We start from the raw sequence: 15,448 nt of genomic DNA, 5'->3' as shown, positions 1-15,448 counted from the left end.
AGTCCAAAAAAACTTGTTTTGAAAATTTGCTTTCAACGACTTTGAACCTATTCATCCCTTTGGCTATAAATTCCAATAACGACTAAGAGCTAAGAAACGTGGGGCATTTCGAAGCAATTTCCTTTCCCTCATATTAATTGTTAGTTCGGGGGATAACCTTTCCCTTGGCACTGGACGCCCCATGTTTTCTTAGAGGCTGTTGTGGCAAGTGCTTAATTTTTGAACTTTTTTATTTCTTCTTTCAGTTTCGGAAGTTCTCTCACTATTATAGTCCAGATAATTTCGTCAGAAATGTTGTCATACTCGTGGGCTATTCTGTTTCTTGTTCCAATAATCTGTCTTGCATTTTGTATTTCGATTTTAGTGTTTTTGTGGTTCGTTATCCTATTAACTGCTTCGCCAATAATTTCAATATTTCGTTCGACCGCTTTTTTGGTCTTTAGGTCTTTCTGAAATTCTAAAAAATCTTTCTTTTCAGGCAAAAAATCAAAAATCTCGTCGATTGACCTTAAAATATCCTCAAGCCAAGCATTTATTTTATTATCCATAAATCACAACTTTTGACTCGTCAATTTCCTTTCTGAAAAATGAATTTTTTATTCCACGTTCTTCTATCAAGTCAATTTGTCGCTTTAAAATCAATTCCAATTTTTCTTTTAGTTGGAAATACAAATCGGTATATTTTATTGGGTCATTTTCGTCAAAGTCAACCACAAAGTCTATATCGGAATCAGAGGAAAAGCTGTCGGTCAAGACAGAACCAAAAACAGAAAAATTCTTCACTCTGTATTCTTTGCAAAGTTTTTTAATTTGTTCAATATTTTTCTCTGAAATTTTCATCACCTATTCATTTAAACTACAATCTACAATTTTTCTGTGAGTTTCGTTTTAGCATTTGACACAACGTTTTGCATATTTAATAAGTTGGCGATTTTAATATCCAAATCTGTCAATAAGTGAAGAGCTGTCTTCAAAGCGCTTCCCTGTCAATAAGTAACTGACATACAATTGATTAAACGCATTGTTAGCGCTCGTTTTTTTTATCATCACTTAGTTTGATATAATGCGATTCTGTTTCCTTCTGAGTCTTCAAATTCGGCAACAAGTCCAATTCCATTGTCCGTTTTGGGATATAAAATTTGTCCACCATTTGAGGTAGCTAATTTTAGTGTTTCATCAATATTTTCTGTCTTGAAGTAAATCACAACTCCATCTTTTGTTGGTTTGTAGATTTCCCCCTTAGCTAATGCACCTGTAATTCCTGAATTTTCGTCTACAAAGGGAAACAACGCCATTTCATTATTGTCAATATTTTCTTTGTCGAAGTCAAAGTGGAATACTGCCTTATAAAACTTTACTGCTCTGTCAATGTCAGTCACTGGTATTTCAAAATAAACAACAAGGTTTGATTTTTTTGACATAACATTTTTATTAGTTTGTTTGATTGTTGTTTTTGAATTGTCGCCACAAGAAATCAGAAGCTAAATTAACACTCCAAAAATAATCGTTTTCAATATGTTTTTAGTTCTTTTCATTTAATTCATTTTGTCAATTTACAAGGTCGTTTTAAAATAACTGTTAACGTCAGACCCCCACTATGCAGGGCAGGCTCCCGCACGGCGGGATTCAGCTTTGAGACGGCGGGCCTTTCTGCCGCCAAGCAGGCTTTTGGAGCACTTCGCTTCCAGCCTATCATTAACAACATACGAATCTCGTTCCTTAAACGAAACTATCCGCTGTATCCAAGGTGATGTTGTGGTGTTCCCGCTTAAGCGGGACAGGCTATGATTTTTATTCTTGAGAAATGAATTCAGCCCAAGAAACAATTTTTATCTTCTCTATCTTCCCTAATACTAATAACTCAGAATCTCCTGTTACTAAGAAATCTGCTTTACCATCAACCGAAAGACTCAATAAGAAATTATCTTTTGGATCCCTACATTCATTGATTTTTGATTCCACCCTTATTAATTCTCCAAAAGTTTCAATTTGGGTCAGAAGTGCTTTGATATCTGATTTTTAAAAAATCTTTTGAATTTGGACCTTTCTGAAACCTCTAAAAACTCTTCAAACAATTCTTGCGAAAAAATCAGTGTTACTGCCCCAGATTCAAGAAGGATATCCAATTCCTTTTGCCTTTTGGAGATTAAAAAACTTATCCACAGATTAGTATCTAGAATTACCCTTCTATTTTTCATACCAGGCTTTGCGGACTGCTTCAACCTCTTTAGTAATTTCTTCTAAACTTGGGGCTTCATCTGACTTACTCCTGAATTTTTTCAATACTTCAGAAAAAGCATTTTCAGATTTGTCTTTCTTAATCCTTATCAAATCCAAATTTGCCAAATCTTTCAAAAGGGCTTTGGCCTTAGGATTCAATATATCAACTCTAATAGTTTCCATATTTTTAATCTTTCTTAAAGATACGAATTTTTTAAATCGGCGGGCATTTTTTCATGCACAACGTGATTCAGCTTTGAGACGGCGGGATTTCGGAGCCGTGCTCTTCAAACTTACTCCTAACTTCTTAAAGATAGGAAACTTTCTATTTACTCTGAACCGCCCGCTGTATCCAAGGTGATGTTGTGCATTCGTTATTTTTTAGAAGTCGAATGAAATTATTACAAATCCATCATCCACTCCTTTAAGTTCCATAGTAAACAAGTCAAGTTGGTCACTCTGAGATTTTATAACACCAAAAATAGAATAGCTGTCCCCGTTTGCTTTATAGTCAACAATTCTTGTTTCTCGATAATCCTTATTTAGTCCGTCATAAACCTTATCAATAATCGACTTAAATTCATTTTCATCTTCAAAGTCAATATATTCAAGACACGAAGAATAGTCCTTATTGTAAATATGTTTAATGAATTCAGATACAAATGATTCAAGTTCCAAATATTTTGGCAGTTCTTTTTTTAATTCTTCTAATTCATATGTAAAAGCTTTCTTAGATTGAATTTCTCCATTTTCTTCCTTTACAATATCGATTTCTATCAAGTCAAATTTTTCAGATTCATCAATTAGATTACTTATTTGAAGTGAAAAACTATTTGCAAATCCATCTTTTGAAACCCCCAAGTCAAACAATTGACTATTTTTAAAAGTATATTTCTTGGTACTGTTTTCAATATCATCTGTACTCGCAATAAAGTGTTCTGTTACTACACATCCACAATTCAATGAAATTTCTGTCAACTTGCTACGAGAGCATGATACATTCATTAAAATTAAAAAGAGTCCAATTGTTAAATTCAATCTATTCATTTTATTGTTTTATCTATTCGTGGTTTCGTTGGTTTTAATGACGCACAACGGTTGATGGTATGGTGTCGTGCGGGAGTACGAGACGATTACTTATCAGTTTACACCAACTTTTTTTACGAGCCACAAACCTTCGCAAACCTCTGAAACCCGCATGCACTATACCAAGTGTTGTGCTTTCGTGCTTTATTTAGTTTTATCCATATTTCTTTCTTTCAATCTTTGACCAAGTCCGATTAATCTATTATGATGATTTTCACAAATCAACCAGTCCTTATTTTTGTCAATCACATAATATTCAAATCCGAAACATTCTCCGATTAATTTTCCAATAATTGAGGGCTGACAGTCATAAATTTGATAGAAATCCTCTTGGTCATCTTCAACCATTAGCCAAACATTTTTATCTGCGTCTGGTATAATTTTAATCAATTGCTCGAATGGTTTCTCATATTTAGGAAAATCAAACGACTCTTGTTTAAAATCCTCCCACCACCAACGTCTGTCTCCTGACTTTACAAACCAGTCAAGAAGTTTAAAATACAATTCTTTACCAGAGTCAAAATCTAAAAGCCTTATTTGTTCATCAGAGTACTTTAAAGCTTTTATAGCTGTTGATATTTCCTGACTTACTTCTCCCATTATTGTCATATTTGCGAAACAAATTCAATCCCTCCGATACGTCCGTCTTTCAAAATATCCAAAACTATTGTTCCTTCCGTGTCATGCTCCAACACAATATTCTCCTCAAATTGCCATTCTGAACCAGGCAAATTCTGTCTCTCTCCAGAAACAAATCTAATATATGGTTGTCTAATCCATTCTTTCCTTTCAGATTTTTGCAATTGCTCAACTAAATCAATTCGTTCAGGTTCTTGCTCCTTAATCAGATTAATAATCCATTCTATTTTGAAATATGGCTCTGTCATTTGTAGTGTCGTTTTTAGCATGAAGCACAACGGGATTCAGCTTGGAGACGGCGGGCATTCGGAGCCGTTCTCTTCCAGCCTACTCCTAACTTCTTAAAGATAATAAACTTTCAATTTACTTGGAACCGCCCGCTGTCTTCCAAGGTGATGTTGGACTTAGTTCTTTATTAGGTTCACTATCAGTTTAATCATCAAATCCCTTTGCTCAGGTAAACTTTGCGCTACTGCCAATGCCAGTGCTACCAATGTATTTTCATTTATTTTTCTTACTCCTCTTTCATCCAAATGATAACTGTTCTGCTCTAAGAACCATACAAACAGAAATGAACCAATTCTCTTATTACCATCGCTAAAAGCATGTCCTTTGATGACAGAATATAACAACTGTGCCGCCTGCTCTTCAATGGTTGGATATGCCAATTCTCCAAACACCGTTTGGGAGATACTTCCCAATATTCCCCGGAATGAATCATCTTTCTCGTTTCCGAAGAGCTCTCCGGCTTCTCCTTTCTGAACCAATTCCTTCTTTAATTGGTGAATGGCTTTCTTGACATCATCATAGTTGATGACATAAATGATTTCTTTGGAAAGGTTATCGAGCTGAAGATCTTCTGAATCATACCTATTGAGTAATTCAAAAGATTTGGAATACTTTAAAATAATATCCAAAAATCCTTCTGTCAATACTCTTTGTGATTCGAAGGTTCTTTCTCTTAAAATATCAAGCTGATTTTCTAATTGTATGATTTTTTGACCTTGCTTGCTCAGTAATTCGCTGTTGATGGCATAGCCTTTCACCAAGTAATCCTTTAGCCTTTGGGTTGCCCATTTTCTAAATTCAATCCCAACAGGTGATTTTACTCGGTATCCAACTGAGATTACTACATCCAAATTGTAAGCTGAAACTGCCCTTTTTACTTTTCTTTCCCCTTCTTTTTGAACTTGGCGGAAATTCCGCCAAGTTGACTCTTTTTCCAATTCTCCCTCTTTGTAAATATTTCGGATGTGCTCACCAATCGTTCTTCTAGCTTTACCAAATAACTCAACAAGCTGCTGTTCGGTGACCCAAACCGTATCGTGCTCCCCATCCAAAATGATTTCAAATTCATTGCTACCTTGGGAGGGTTTGAAAACCACTATCTCAGAAATGAAGTCAATTGATTCCATGTTGGAAGATAAAGTTTTTTGATAAAAATATTAGTTCATTATTTCAAAAAACCTTTGATTTCAAAATTGCCAGGATCTTTAACAGCATATTCTATTAATACCTTTGATCCAATTTCCTTTTTATCGATTCTCTGGGAAAGTTTTTTCTTCTGAACATAAACTGAATCGTCAACCTGATAGGATATCGTGATAATTTGAGTAAATCCTCTCCCCATTGGCCCATACCCAAGAGCATTTTCTGTAATCACTGCTTTGGCTTCTGCTGTTTTTGTCCATGGAGCAAATGGTATTTGAAAATTATTCCATGCTAGGTATAGAAAAACTCCAAAACCTAATATTCCGATTATCCAAGGATTCTGCTTTGCCATTTTAGAATTGAGTCCAACGTCAGACCGTGAAAAAAGTCTCTCATTTTTCTTAGTTCAACGGTTTTTCATTTCCTCTAAAATTAGTAAATTTAGTTGTATTTGTTTTGATGACCACTAACAAATTTCCATGCACCACATCCTAGGAATAGACCGGTTTCAATTGACCTTCTCCTGTTTGGAAGATGCCATTCCCAATGACAATCCCGTCAGAATAATCGATGCCTTTATTGATATGCTTGACCTGGAACTCCTGGGGTTTAATTCAAAACCTACCGATGAAGAACAGACCAAAAAACATAATCCCTATCTCGACGGAAGACCTTCTTTTGAACCTAAAATTCTTCTTAAGCTTTATTTTTACGGCTACTTTAACGGCGTCCGAAGCAGCAGAAGACTTGAAAAAGAATGCCTTCGAAATATTGAAGTCAGATGGCTCATCAATGGCCTTGCTCCCAACTACCATACCATCGCAGACTTCCGTAAAATCAATCCCAAAGCTCTCAAAAACTGCTTCAAACTCTACACAACTTTCCTGCAGGAAGCAGGTCTCATAGGAGGAAAAACCATTGCAGTCGATGGTAGTAAATTCAGAGCTTCCAACAGCAAGAAAAACAACTACAGCCAAAATAAAATAGACAGGCATCTCAACTATATCGAACAAAAACTCGAAGAATACCTCCAACAACTAGACCAAGCTGACAGTCTCGAACTATCCGAACAAAGCATACAGCTCCTCGAACAAAAAATCGACTACTTCAAAAACAACAAAATCAATTATGAGCTCCTTCAGGAACAGCTCAAACAAAGCGGGGATACCCAACTAAGCACCACAGATCCCGATGCTAGGGCACTGCTCGTACAAGGACAGGTCGTTGAGGTCTCATATAACGTGCAGGCAGCAGTCGATGACAAACACAAACTCGTCGTAGCTACACATGTCATTAACAAAAACGATAGAAACGCCCTCCATGACATCGCTTCCGAAGCCAAGGAAAACCTCCATTCGGATGGTTTCACTGTTCTCGCAGACAAAGGATATCACAACGGAAGAGAATTACAGGATTGCCAGAACAACGGAATTCAGACCATTGTAGCCCCCAGTGAAATAGTCAACTCCAATAAATTTGGAACAACAGAAGAGTACCTCGTTACCAAATTCACCTATAATCCAGACAACGATACCTACACCTGTCCGCAAGGTAGTACACTTACATCCACAGGAACATGGCACAAAAAAACCAGAGAAAGAGACCATCACCTGTTCAAAAAATACAGAACCCCAGATTGTAAAACATGTCCGGTCAAACATCTCTGTACAGGAAGAAAAGACGGAGGTAGGGAGATAGAAAGAAGTGAATATGCAGAAGCAGTTGAAGCTAACCTCAAAAACCTCCAAAAACAAAGAACTGTACAAAAGGCGACAGATGATAATCGAACACATCTACGGAACTGCCAAAAGAAAATGGGGATTTAATTTTACTGACCTCCGGGGATTGGAAAAAGTAAACGGTGAGTTTGCACTCATCATGACAGTCTACAACCTCAAACGAACCATTAACATCCTCGGAATACCTGAGCTCTTACAACTAATCCAAAACTGGAAACCCGACTACAAAAGGGTTTCTTTGGCCTTAAAATCAAGCCTTTTTGGTCTATTCAAGGCCCTATTGGCCTTTAAAACTTTAATCTATAAAACTAACGAATTAAACTTAAAATTGACTCAGGTTCAAGATTACCTCTCTACGAACCCCCTATACTCCTCAGAAATGCGGTTTTTTCAAAAAACTGAAAGTTTTTTCACAGCCTGACGGTCCTCAGCTTGGAGACGGCGGGCATTCGGAGCCGTTCTCTTCCAGCCTACTTCTAACTTTTTAAAGATACTAAACTATTTATTTACTATGAACCGCCCGCTGTCTTCCAAGGTGATGTTAGCGAACGTATTCTTTTAGCTCCTTCATATTAAAGGACAAATAAATTGATTCTTCAAAAGACCAATACTCTCCTTTAAGAAAATAGACTGGACGGCATGGCAGTTTCATAATGGAATCTTGGAAAAGCTTGTTAGTTGCGGGATGCGTGGAGTGCACGATTTTCACTTCCCTTATTCTTCCTGTTTTATCTGACTTAATATTCACTGAGACTTTTATTGATTCCACTTTCAAATCTTCTATCTCATTAGGATTAAAATTCTTTAAGATGAAATTCTTTAAATCTTCCTTATCTGAATAATCACATTCAAAAGACTCAGTTTTTGTTGAATTGACAACTCTTCCTTCATTAATGGCAAATTTAATCTCCTGTTTATAAATTGGAGTATAAAATGACTGTTCATAAACTTGGTTTTTCCCTGCCCAATAATCTCCATCAACAAAATCTGCTCTTATTAATCCATCGGTAAATTTTATCCCTAATATTTCTTCTATCAATGGATTTAATTGTTTTTCTGAATGGCAATCAAGTATATTGGATAAATACAGAACATCGTTAATTATTCTCCATTCTGCTCGAAAGCCTTTCCAACAATCAGAAGAAACTACATATTCATCTTTCCTTAATCTCAAGATTTTATCACTTATTCCTTCAATCTTATCTAGCGGAGAATCATAAAAATTTAAAGTGTCCTTTCCAAAAAATACGACATCAGGAATTTGAGAGGTCGCTTTTGATTGATTTGCAACCATAATCAGAATCAAAAATATGTAGATGGGTTTCATCATATGTTCGCTAACGGTATTCAGCTTGGAGATGGCGGGCCTTCGGAGCCGTTCTCTTCCAGCTTACTCCTAACTTCTTAAAGATACTAAACTTTTTATTTACTCTGAACCGCCCGCTGTATCCAAGGTGATGTTGTGCGTTCGTTTTTTATTTTTCTCCAACCCAAATTTTGCCTTTTGGCACAAAATAAATAGTATCTTTATTTCCATTTGGACTGTCAATTTCTTTATTCTTAAAGTTTTCTTTTCTCAGTTTGGTCAATAGTCTTCTGTCAGCATAGCATTCTTCAATTCTTTCGTACTGGTCAATTGGCCAAAGCAAATCACTTTCCCAATATGATTCTTCGTCAATATTAGGTTCCCAATTAAATTCAGAACTCAATTGATTAGTAAATGAAGAGTCATTTTGTTTAAAATCAGCTTTTTCAAATATGTTTTCGTAATACTCAATTCTTTCATCAATTGCACAAACGACTTGAGATTTAGAAATCCTTGGTTCGTATAACCATATTTTTAAATAATAGGGTTTGTCTAATTTCTTCAATTCAGTTTTCCAACTGTCATAGATTTTTTCAAGTCCGTTTAGAATATCCTTTTTTGCTTTTCCTTTCGGTTCCGGAATTTGGCTGTCAGTCAAAGTCATATTATCCCAAGGGTCAACATAAACTTTTGTGTATTCGTATTTATGTTCATTCAAGTGATCAACATTTAATTCCAAATATTCATTTATCCAATTCTGAATATTAGCAACCTTTCTTTTTAAACCTCTAATTTTCTTGTATCTCACAGTTTTTCTTAAATGACGCACAACTTATCTATATGTCTGGAAAAACCAGACTTAGTTTACTAATTTTAAGAAATAAGTCTGGTTTTTCCCAACTATATACATAACTTTTCAAATGATTCACACTATCAAAACGCCACCCTCAAAGACAAATTCACGAATAAATTTTCCTGAAAGGTAGGATTGGCATAAGCTCCCCAACGGTAATACGCTCCAATCCCTATCCCCTGAAATCCAAATCCTGAACGATATTTGATCAGGTTTTGTAGCTCTACTCCCGACTCCCAATAGCCTTGTTCCATCGTCCGAAAGGGAAATGGTTCACCTCCGAAGGCATGATTTACCGAACCAATGGCAAATCCCTGCACCAAATTAAGTTGAGGAGCTATAGACATAGTCGCTAAATCATGCTGAAACAGAGGACCCGTCAGATAGGAATAATTCGCATAAATGGCTCTATCGGAAAAGAACTCATAAATACGCATGGTTTGGAAATATGCCGGAAGACTAATTGAAAACGATCGCTCCTGCGGTTGAATACCAAAACCAGTATTGAAATAGGAAATCGGCACATCTGCTCCCCAAACACTCATCCCCTCCACATTCAGCTGATGCGTAGAAACCCCTTTTCTCCATTGATGCTGTGTCTTGAAAGCCAGCCTCCAAAAATCAGCCGTCCCATTTAATACATCAGGAATGGCACGCGAAGCATGGAAATTGAAAACCGGATAGCCAATCGGGCCAGGGATAATTTGCCTCCCAACCTTAGACGTTTGCTCTTTGGCTAGATAGCGAAGATTCAAGCCCACTTCCGTTGCTTGAAACGATTGAAACATGCGCTCAAATTCTGGCATCTCCAAATTGGACGTCCAAAGAGGAACACGGCTCTCATTACTTGCTGTCAATCCCAACCTCCACCGGTGTAGCGTCAATTGTGAAAACTCAATACTGTACCGCTCCACAGCATCCATCTTTTGAGCCAAAAAAGCCCTGAAAAGATCACTAGAAGTTGCAAAAGTTCGGGTACGGACAAAAGGATTGATTCCGATTTCGGCTATATCCTGACTATAGGAAAACCGAAGGCGAGATTCTTGCACATCATTGAAAAGTAAACTGCTCCCTATACCATATTTCCAATCCTTATCACGAAAACCATAACGGAGATAGCCATCTATTTCTAAATACCTTGAGAACTGTTGATTGGTCGCCAGCCCCATCCCCAAAGCAAGTCCTTCATATTGGTTGATGCGAAATAAGTGGTTACTCAACACATCTACCTTACCGATACTCACTCTTCCCGTCAGTAACTGCGAAAAAACACGTACTGCATTCCGGGCCCTCCGGAGGTTGTTAGCATCCATTTCCTCAAATCTTGAAAAAGCCCGCATCTCCGCAACTGTCAAGGAATCCCTTCTAAACTGCACCATTGGATACCGCTCATTTTGGATATCATAAATCAATCCAACCCGTGGAATTTCTTTCAAAGGAATCGGCTCATTCAGCCTGACATCAGAAATAAAATTCTGACTCACCAACTTCATGGGACTGCCATTGATGTCAAAGTTTTTAAACAAATAAATACTGTTGATTTGCTCTGGAAACCAATGGTCTCCATCCCAGCGGTTTTTCTGTTGCAGTTCGAATTGGAGATTGCTTTGATTATTGGTAGTACTGAATACCATGTTTTCAAGCGCATACTGATGCATAGAAATTGTCATAAACCCTGTCCCCAATAAATAGCCCTTGGATTCTTGTGGCTGAAAGCTGATCACATAAGAAATTGTCCCATTCGATTGAACACTATCCTCCAAAAAATAATCATACTTCCTAAAGCCATCACTCGTCAAGGGGTGGAGATAGGGGATATCTAAAACGGTTAGATAATCTTCGTAAAAAGAAAAAGGTTGTATCGTACTCGATACCAGCGCAGTCATCAAACTCTCAAGACCGGATATCTGAGATGCTTTGACCTTCTCATGCCTCCTGCCCGGTTTTCTATAAGTGACCTCCGATAAACTTTCGGATACCAGCAAATGTCCCCCATCAAACAAGGTGTCAAAACGTGTTCGACGAATACCATCATCACTAATTCCATCCACCGTAAAAATCATTTTATCATAAGATTCATACCGATAGCTTCTTAGATTGGAAGGATCATTTATTTTCTTGTTGGCTATGGCCTTACGTAGAATAGGAAAGGCTGGATTCTCTCCAGCTAAAAAGAGGAATTCCTTGAGCTCAACCTGCTTAGGCTCCATAAAAATTCGACCATCTGTTCGTAATTGACTCTTCGCAAGTTTCAATTTAGAAAAACCAACATGGGAAACTACCAAGGTATCCGAGGCTGACTGCAATTTCAATTGAAATTCACCTAAAATATCTGTGACTACCCCTTGAGATTCATGCCCACTCCAATACACATGCGCAAAGGGAATGGGTTCATCGGTTTTATGATGAAGTACTTTCCCTTTGAGCAGAGAAAATTCCTGGGCCATAGACGCACCTGGAGATGTCCACCAAATAAATGCCATCATATAAAAAGCCAGTAAAAATCTTACCCTCATAAAAGACTTCCATTTGAAGATGATAAACCTACCACTCTTAACTGCTCAAGAGTGGTAGGCTATTTATACCAATTTAATCCGAGAGACTTACTTTTTTCACATTGTCTCCTGGCACTCGATCGATTAAGTAATTGTAGGGGTCAATCCCTACCAAATGCGGTTTTTCTTTGGTTCTAAATTTAAACGTATTTTCCTCTTGATTGACTTTCAGTCGTTGATAAACTAAAGGCTCACCTAAAAGGTTTTTATTTTCTGTAGATCCGAAAACCCCCACATCTATAAAGTCTGCCAGTGGGATAGCAGTTTCTTTCCCTAGAGAATCCGATCTAAACTTCTTGGATTCGGTCGTAAACGTTACAATGTACTCCTCTCCTTCCTGAGCGTATGTTGCATCCACTACCCGATTGGAAAACAAAGTGATATTGAGAAATAAATCATCAATCACATACTGCAAGCTGTCAGGAGTATGCGCTCTAAAGGCCCTTACCGCATCCATGGAAGTAGGATAAGGTGGCTTTCGGTGCTTAAACTCCTCAATAAGCTGTCGAAGCGCAGCGTTGACTTGGTCTTCTCCAATCATTTCTTTGAGGTAATACATGGCTACGGAGCCTTTTTCATAGTGAATATATCCTTGCCGCTCGGTCTCTACCAAAGGCCGTTCAGCCACAAATTCACTTCCTCTTCCTCTCAAGTAACCATCCATTTCATATTTCAGGAATTTTCTCATTTTATCCCTTTCATACGCTTTTTCCATGACCATCAAGGCTGAATACTGCGTAATCGCCTCCATGAGCAATTCAGCACCTCGCATGTTGGCAGCAATCACCTGATGAGCCCAATACTGATGGGCCGTCTCATGGGCAGTCACATAAAATACCAAGTCGATATCATCCTCGGTAACCTTTCGAAGATCTGTAATAAAACCGATACGCTCACTGTAGGGCATGGTACCCGGAAAGGATTGTGCAAAACCTGCATATCTCGGAAACTCTACAATCCTCAATTGACTGTGCTCATAAGGACCAAAGTGAGTGGTATAGTAATCCAGGGACTGGGTCATGGAACTGATAAAATTCGGAATATTGTACTCGTGTCCAGGCACGTAATATACTTCTATAGCCACATCGTTCCATCGTTGTCTTTCTACTTGATAGGCCGCAGACAAGAATGAAGTAAAATGTACTGAAGGTGCCTCTTGTTCGTATTCAAAATATTTCCTTCCATTTTCCTCCCATTCCCGAACCAATTTACCTGGGCTCACAGCAATCTGATTTGGGGATGTTCCTATGACTGACCTCACTGTAATCCAATCACTGTCTTTTCCTATGTAATGAAAATTCCGTGCTTCCATATTTTTCTCATCCAATACGGGCATACGCTTTTTCTCTGGGAGACCTCTTTTACGTCTTTTGTTTCTATCAAAAAGCTCATAACTCGTCTGGTAGCCAAAACTCGGAACCATGTCGGAGGAATAGAAAAAGCTTCCATTTTGCAAAATACTGGTGTTGGATACCCTGTTTTCAAATCCTTGGGTACGCTTTTCTCCAGTAATTTTCATGACTAGCCGCTCTCCCGGCTCTAAGGCTTCCTCCAACCCATAAATTCTATATCCGAGCTCTCCATCATTCATTTTGATAGCAGCACCCTCGATACTGATCTGAAAGTTATTTTTAGAATCCGGAATGGTGAAATGAATCTCACGGATAGCTTCCTCAGTCCTATTCTCCATGACTCCAATAACTTCAAAGGTAAGGTCTCGATCTTGTGGATACAGCTCAATCCGATAATCCATACTCACCCACTTGGGCTGAGGAATATCCTCGTAAATTTTGTAGGTTTCCTCGTAGGCCACCTGTTTATCTTCCAATACTTTGCTAGTCTCATAGGTATTTAACACCTGCGTATTGTAAAACACATTTGCGCCTATTGCAAAGAAGGCTCCAAGAAAAACAAAGAAGACCGCCTTTGAACCTGCAAATCGCTCCTGTGCATCCTTCCACCTTCCTGGCATTGCGGTGGTCTTCCCTCTCATAAAAAAGAGATACGCTACATACAGCAACAGCAATGCAAAAGCCCCCCAGTAGGCCTGAAACCAAGCGGTTGCCATCGCCCAAGGACCAAAGCCATTCACATCAGAATAAGAACCCCTAGAGACAGCACCGTAACTTACCATCAAAGATTCTATTTTAAGAAGCTCTAATACATAATCAGAGGCGATAATAAATACCACAAAAACAAAATACGCTATGTAGCGATTGTTGATCAGGTAATGGAAGAAGACGGCTAATACGGTCAAGTAAGTGAAAAAGAGGAAGTCATTCACCAATAAAGACCGGGCATAAACTCCCAATTCGAAGTTAAAGTATCCGTAAAAACTTTGGGCTATCATACCAATGACAATGGTCGTCATCAAAATCAGTTGAATGCTGATCAATAAAGCCAAGACCTTTGAAGAAAGAAATAAACCCGTAGCGGTCGGAGTAGCATCTTTGATCTCATCCAGCTTAGCATCCCTATCCCTCCACACCAAGACACCGGAATAAAATATAATGATACCGATTAAGAACAAGTAAAAAGCACCTGAAATACTATCAATTACATCATAGGTCAGTGGATAATTACTGCTACCATACCTACCCGTAAAAAAGGTCAACCCAGTAATAAGATTGATAATACCGATAATCAAGATGATCAAAAATGTTTGATTCTTGATAATGGCCTTCAACTCAAACATCACAAGTCTTCCAAACACTGCAAACGAAAATTTATCCCCACTATCCATAGCAACAGCGGGTTTCTCCATCAAAGTCGAAGTCTCCGTCAATTCTTTTTCCGCTCGCTTTTCTTTCTTGAGCTTTTCGTTCTTTTGCTGGAATGAAAATCGAGTATACAAAAGCAGCAAAAATACCGCGGCTATACCCATCCATACCAGTCTGTTGATCAATAAGTCTCCTTTTAGCAATACGGCGGTGGTGTTGAGCTCTTCAACGGTGGCATATTTATTAGCTAATGACACAGGCTGAAATCCAAAAGGGTCTAATAAATTAGCCAACCACTCTTTTTCTATATCCGCAATAAAGTTTCCTGCAACTGCATACAATACCAATAGGCCCATGGCACCAATGTAGGACACCATATTATTGCGAAAAGTAACTGCAAGTGCAAAAGTCAAGACCCCAATGATAAAGGTATTGGGAATACCGAAACTGAGTAAGCCTTGGATATGTCCGTCCCAATAGATAGGTCCAAACCTGTTGGGATCCGCCCAAGGCATATGGGGTCCGATCAAAGCTCCGACCGAAATTCCCAATAAAGGAATCAATGCGATCAAATAGGCACCTAAAAACTTACCAAAGAAATAGGAAGAGCGCTTGATCGGATAAGAAAACAGAATTCCTGAAAACCCCGATTCAAAATCCCGATTCGCCGTAGCGTTCATAAAGGCCGTGGTCATCAACAACGCAATCAAGGACATGACTCCATAGTATTGCTGTATGACGGATGGGGCATTTTTCTTGACAGAGGTACTGGCACCGCCAATTTGAATGTCATCACTGCTGACCGCGCCAAATACCAATAGTCCAATAACCAAGAAAAAAATCCACAACATAGGACTCTTGATCCAGGTTTTTAGTTCTTTTTTTAAGAATACAAACAT

General features: G+C 38.2%; 13 protein-coding genes and 2 pseudogenes. 1 reads left to right on the top strand and 14 read right to left on the bottom strand.

All coding sequences use genetic code 11. From position 1 onward, the window contains the following. Nucleotides 1–212: 212 nt before the first annotated feature. From IPZ59_RS07335 to IPZ59_RS07290, 10 genes and pseudogenes are all read right to left on the bottom strand, one after another. Complete coding sequence (locus IPZ59_RS07335) at nucleotides 213–548, bottom strand: HepT-like ribonuclease domain-containing protein (RefSeq protein ID WP_236139221.1); 336 nt, start codon at nucleotides 546–548, stop codon at nucleotides 213–215. After that, nucleotides 541–840, bottom strand: coding sequence for a nucleotidyltransferase family protein (locus tag IPZ59_RS07330; protein ID WP_236139220.1), 300 nt, complete (start codon nucleotides 838–840; stop codon nucleotides 541–543). Before IPZ59_RS07330 ends, IPZ59_RS07335 begins: the two co-directional genes overlap by 8 nt. Before the next feature lie 206 nt (nucleotides 841–1,046). Next, entirely contained in the window at nucleotides 1,047–1,421 is a 375-nt protein-coding gene (locus tag IPZ59_RS07325; RefSeq protein WP_236139219.1) for a VOC family protein, read from the bottom strand. A gap of 370 nt (nucleotides 1,422–1,791) precedes the next feature. After that, nucleotides 1,792–2,198, bottom strand: a pseudogene (locus tag IPZ59_RS20300) (putative toxin-antitoxin system toxin component, PIN family). Continuing rightward, nucleotides 2,188–2,403 carry a hypothetical protein gene (locus IPZ59_RS07315; protein ID WP_236139218.1) on the bottom strand — a complete coding sequence of 72 codons (216 nt, stop codon included), beginning with the start codon at nucleotides 2,401–2,403 and terminating at the stop codon, nucleotides 2,188–2,190. The pseudogene IPZ59_RS20300 and the gene IPZ59_RS07315 overlap by 11 nt, the downstream one beginning before the upstream one ends. 198 nt (nucleotides 2,404–2,601) lie before the next feature. Further along, nucleotides 2,602–3,267, bottom strand: coding sequence for a hypothetical protein (locus IPZ59_RS07310; RefSeq protein WP_236139217.1), 666 nt, complete (start codon nucleotides 3,265–3,267; stop codon nucleotides 2,602–2,604). 183 nt (nucleotides 3,268–3,450) lie between these two features. Continuing rightward, on the bottom strand, nucleotides 3,451–3,906 hold the full coding sequence (locus tag IPZ59_RS07305) for a DUF6756 family protein (RefSeq protein WP_236139216.1): 456 nt from the start codon (nucleotides 3,904–3,906) through the stop codon (nucleotides 3,451–3,453). 5 nt (nucleotides 3,907–3,911) lie between these two features. After that, a complete protein-coding gene (locus IPZ59_RS07300; RefSeq protein WP_236139215.1) occupies nucleotides 3,912–4,193 on the bottom strand; it encodes a hypothetical protein in 282 nt (93 codons plus the stop codon). A 156-nt stretch (nucleotides 4,194–4,349) separates the two neighbouring features. Next, a complete protein-coding gene (rhuM, locus tag IPZ59_RS07295; protein ID WP_236139214.1) occupies nucleotides 4,350–5,360 on the bottom strand; it encodes a virulence protein RhuM/Fic/DOC family protein in 1,011 nt (336 codons plus the stop codon). A gap of 38 nt (nucleotides 5,361–5,398) precedes the next feature. Beyond that, a complete protein-coding gene (locus IPZ59_RS07290) occupies nucleotides 5,399–5,728 on the bottom strand; it encodes a hypothetical protein (RefSeq protein WP_236139213.1) in 330 nt (109 codons plus the stop codon). A 127-nt stretch (nucleotides 5,729–5,855) separates the two neighbouring features. Between IPZ59_RS07290 and IPZ59_RS07285 the strand changes: the two are divergent. Continuing rightward, nucleotides 5,856–7,536 (top strand): annotated as a pseudogene (locus IPZ59_RS07285) (IS1182 family transposase). A gap of 120 nt (nucleotides 7,537–7,656) precedes the next feature. Here IPZ59_RS07285 and IPZ59_RS07280 read toward each other — a convergent pair. The 4 genes from IPZ59_RS07280 to IPZ59_RS07265 form a co-directional block, all read right to left on the bottom strand. Continuing rightward, entirely contained in the window at nucleotides 7,657–8,445 is a 789-nt protein-coding gene (locus tag IPZ59_RS07280) for a hypothetical protein (protein ID WP_236139211.1), read from the bottom strand. A 145-nt stretch (nucleotides 8,446–8,590) separates the two neighbouring features. Continuing rightward, nucleotides 8,591–9,229, bottom strand: coding sequence for a hypothetical protein (locus IPZ59_RS07275; protein ID WP_236139210.1), 639 nt, complete (start codon nucleotides 9,227–9,229; stop codon nucleotides 8,591–8,593). Between the two features lie 125 nt (nucleotides 9,230–9,354). Further along, nucleotides 9,355–11,790: a DUF5686 family protein gene (locus IPZ59_RS07270; protein ID WP_236139209.1), complete on the bottom strand. Its 2,436-nt coding sequence runs from the start codon at nucleotides 11,788–11,790 to the stop codon at nucleotides 9,355–9,357. 73 nt (nucleotides 11,791–11,863) lie between these two features. Then, on the bottom strand, nucleotides 11,864–15,448 hold the full coding sequence (locus tag IPZ59_RS07265) for a M1 family aminopeptidase (protein WP_236139208.1): 3,585 nt from the start codon (nucleotides 15,446–15,448) through the stop codon (nucleotides 11,864–11,866).

The sequence above is a fragment of the Mongoliitalea daihaiensis genome (assembly GCF_021596945.1).
GTDB lineage: Bacteria > Bacteroidota > Bacteroidia > Cytophagales > Cyclobacteriaceae > Mongoliitalea > Mongoliitalea daihaiensis.
The sequence above is the reverse complement of the archived record's forward strand: the minus strand, read 5'-3'. Positions and strand labels throughout refer to the sequence as shown.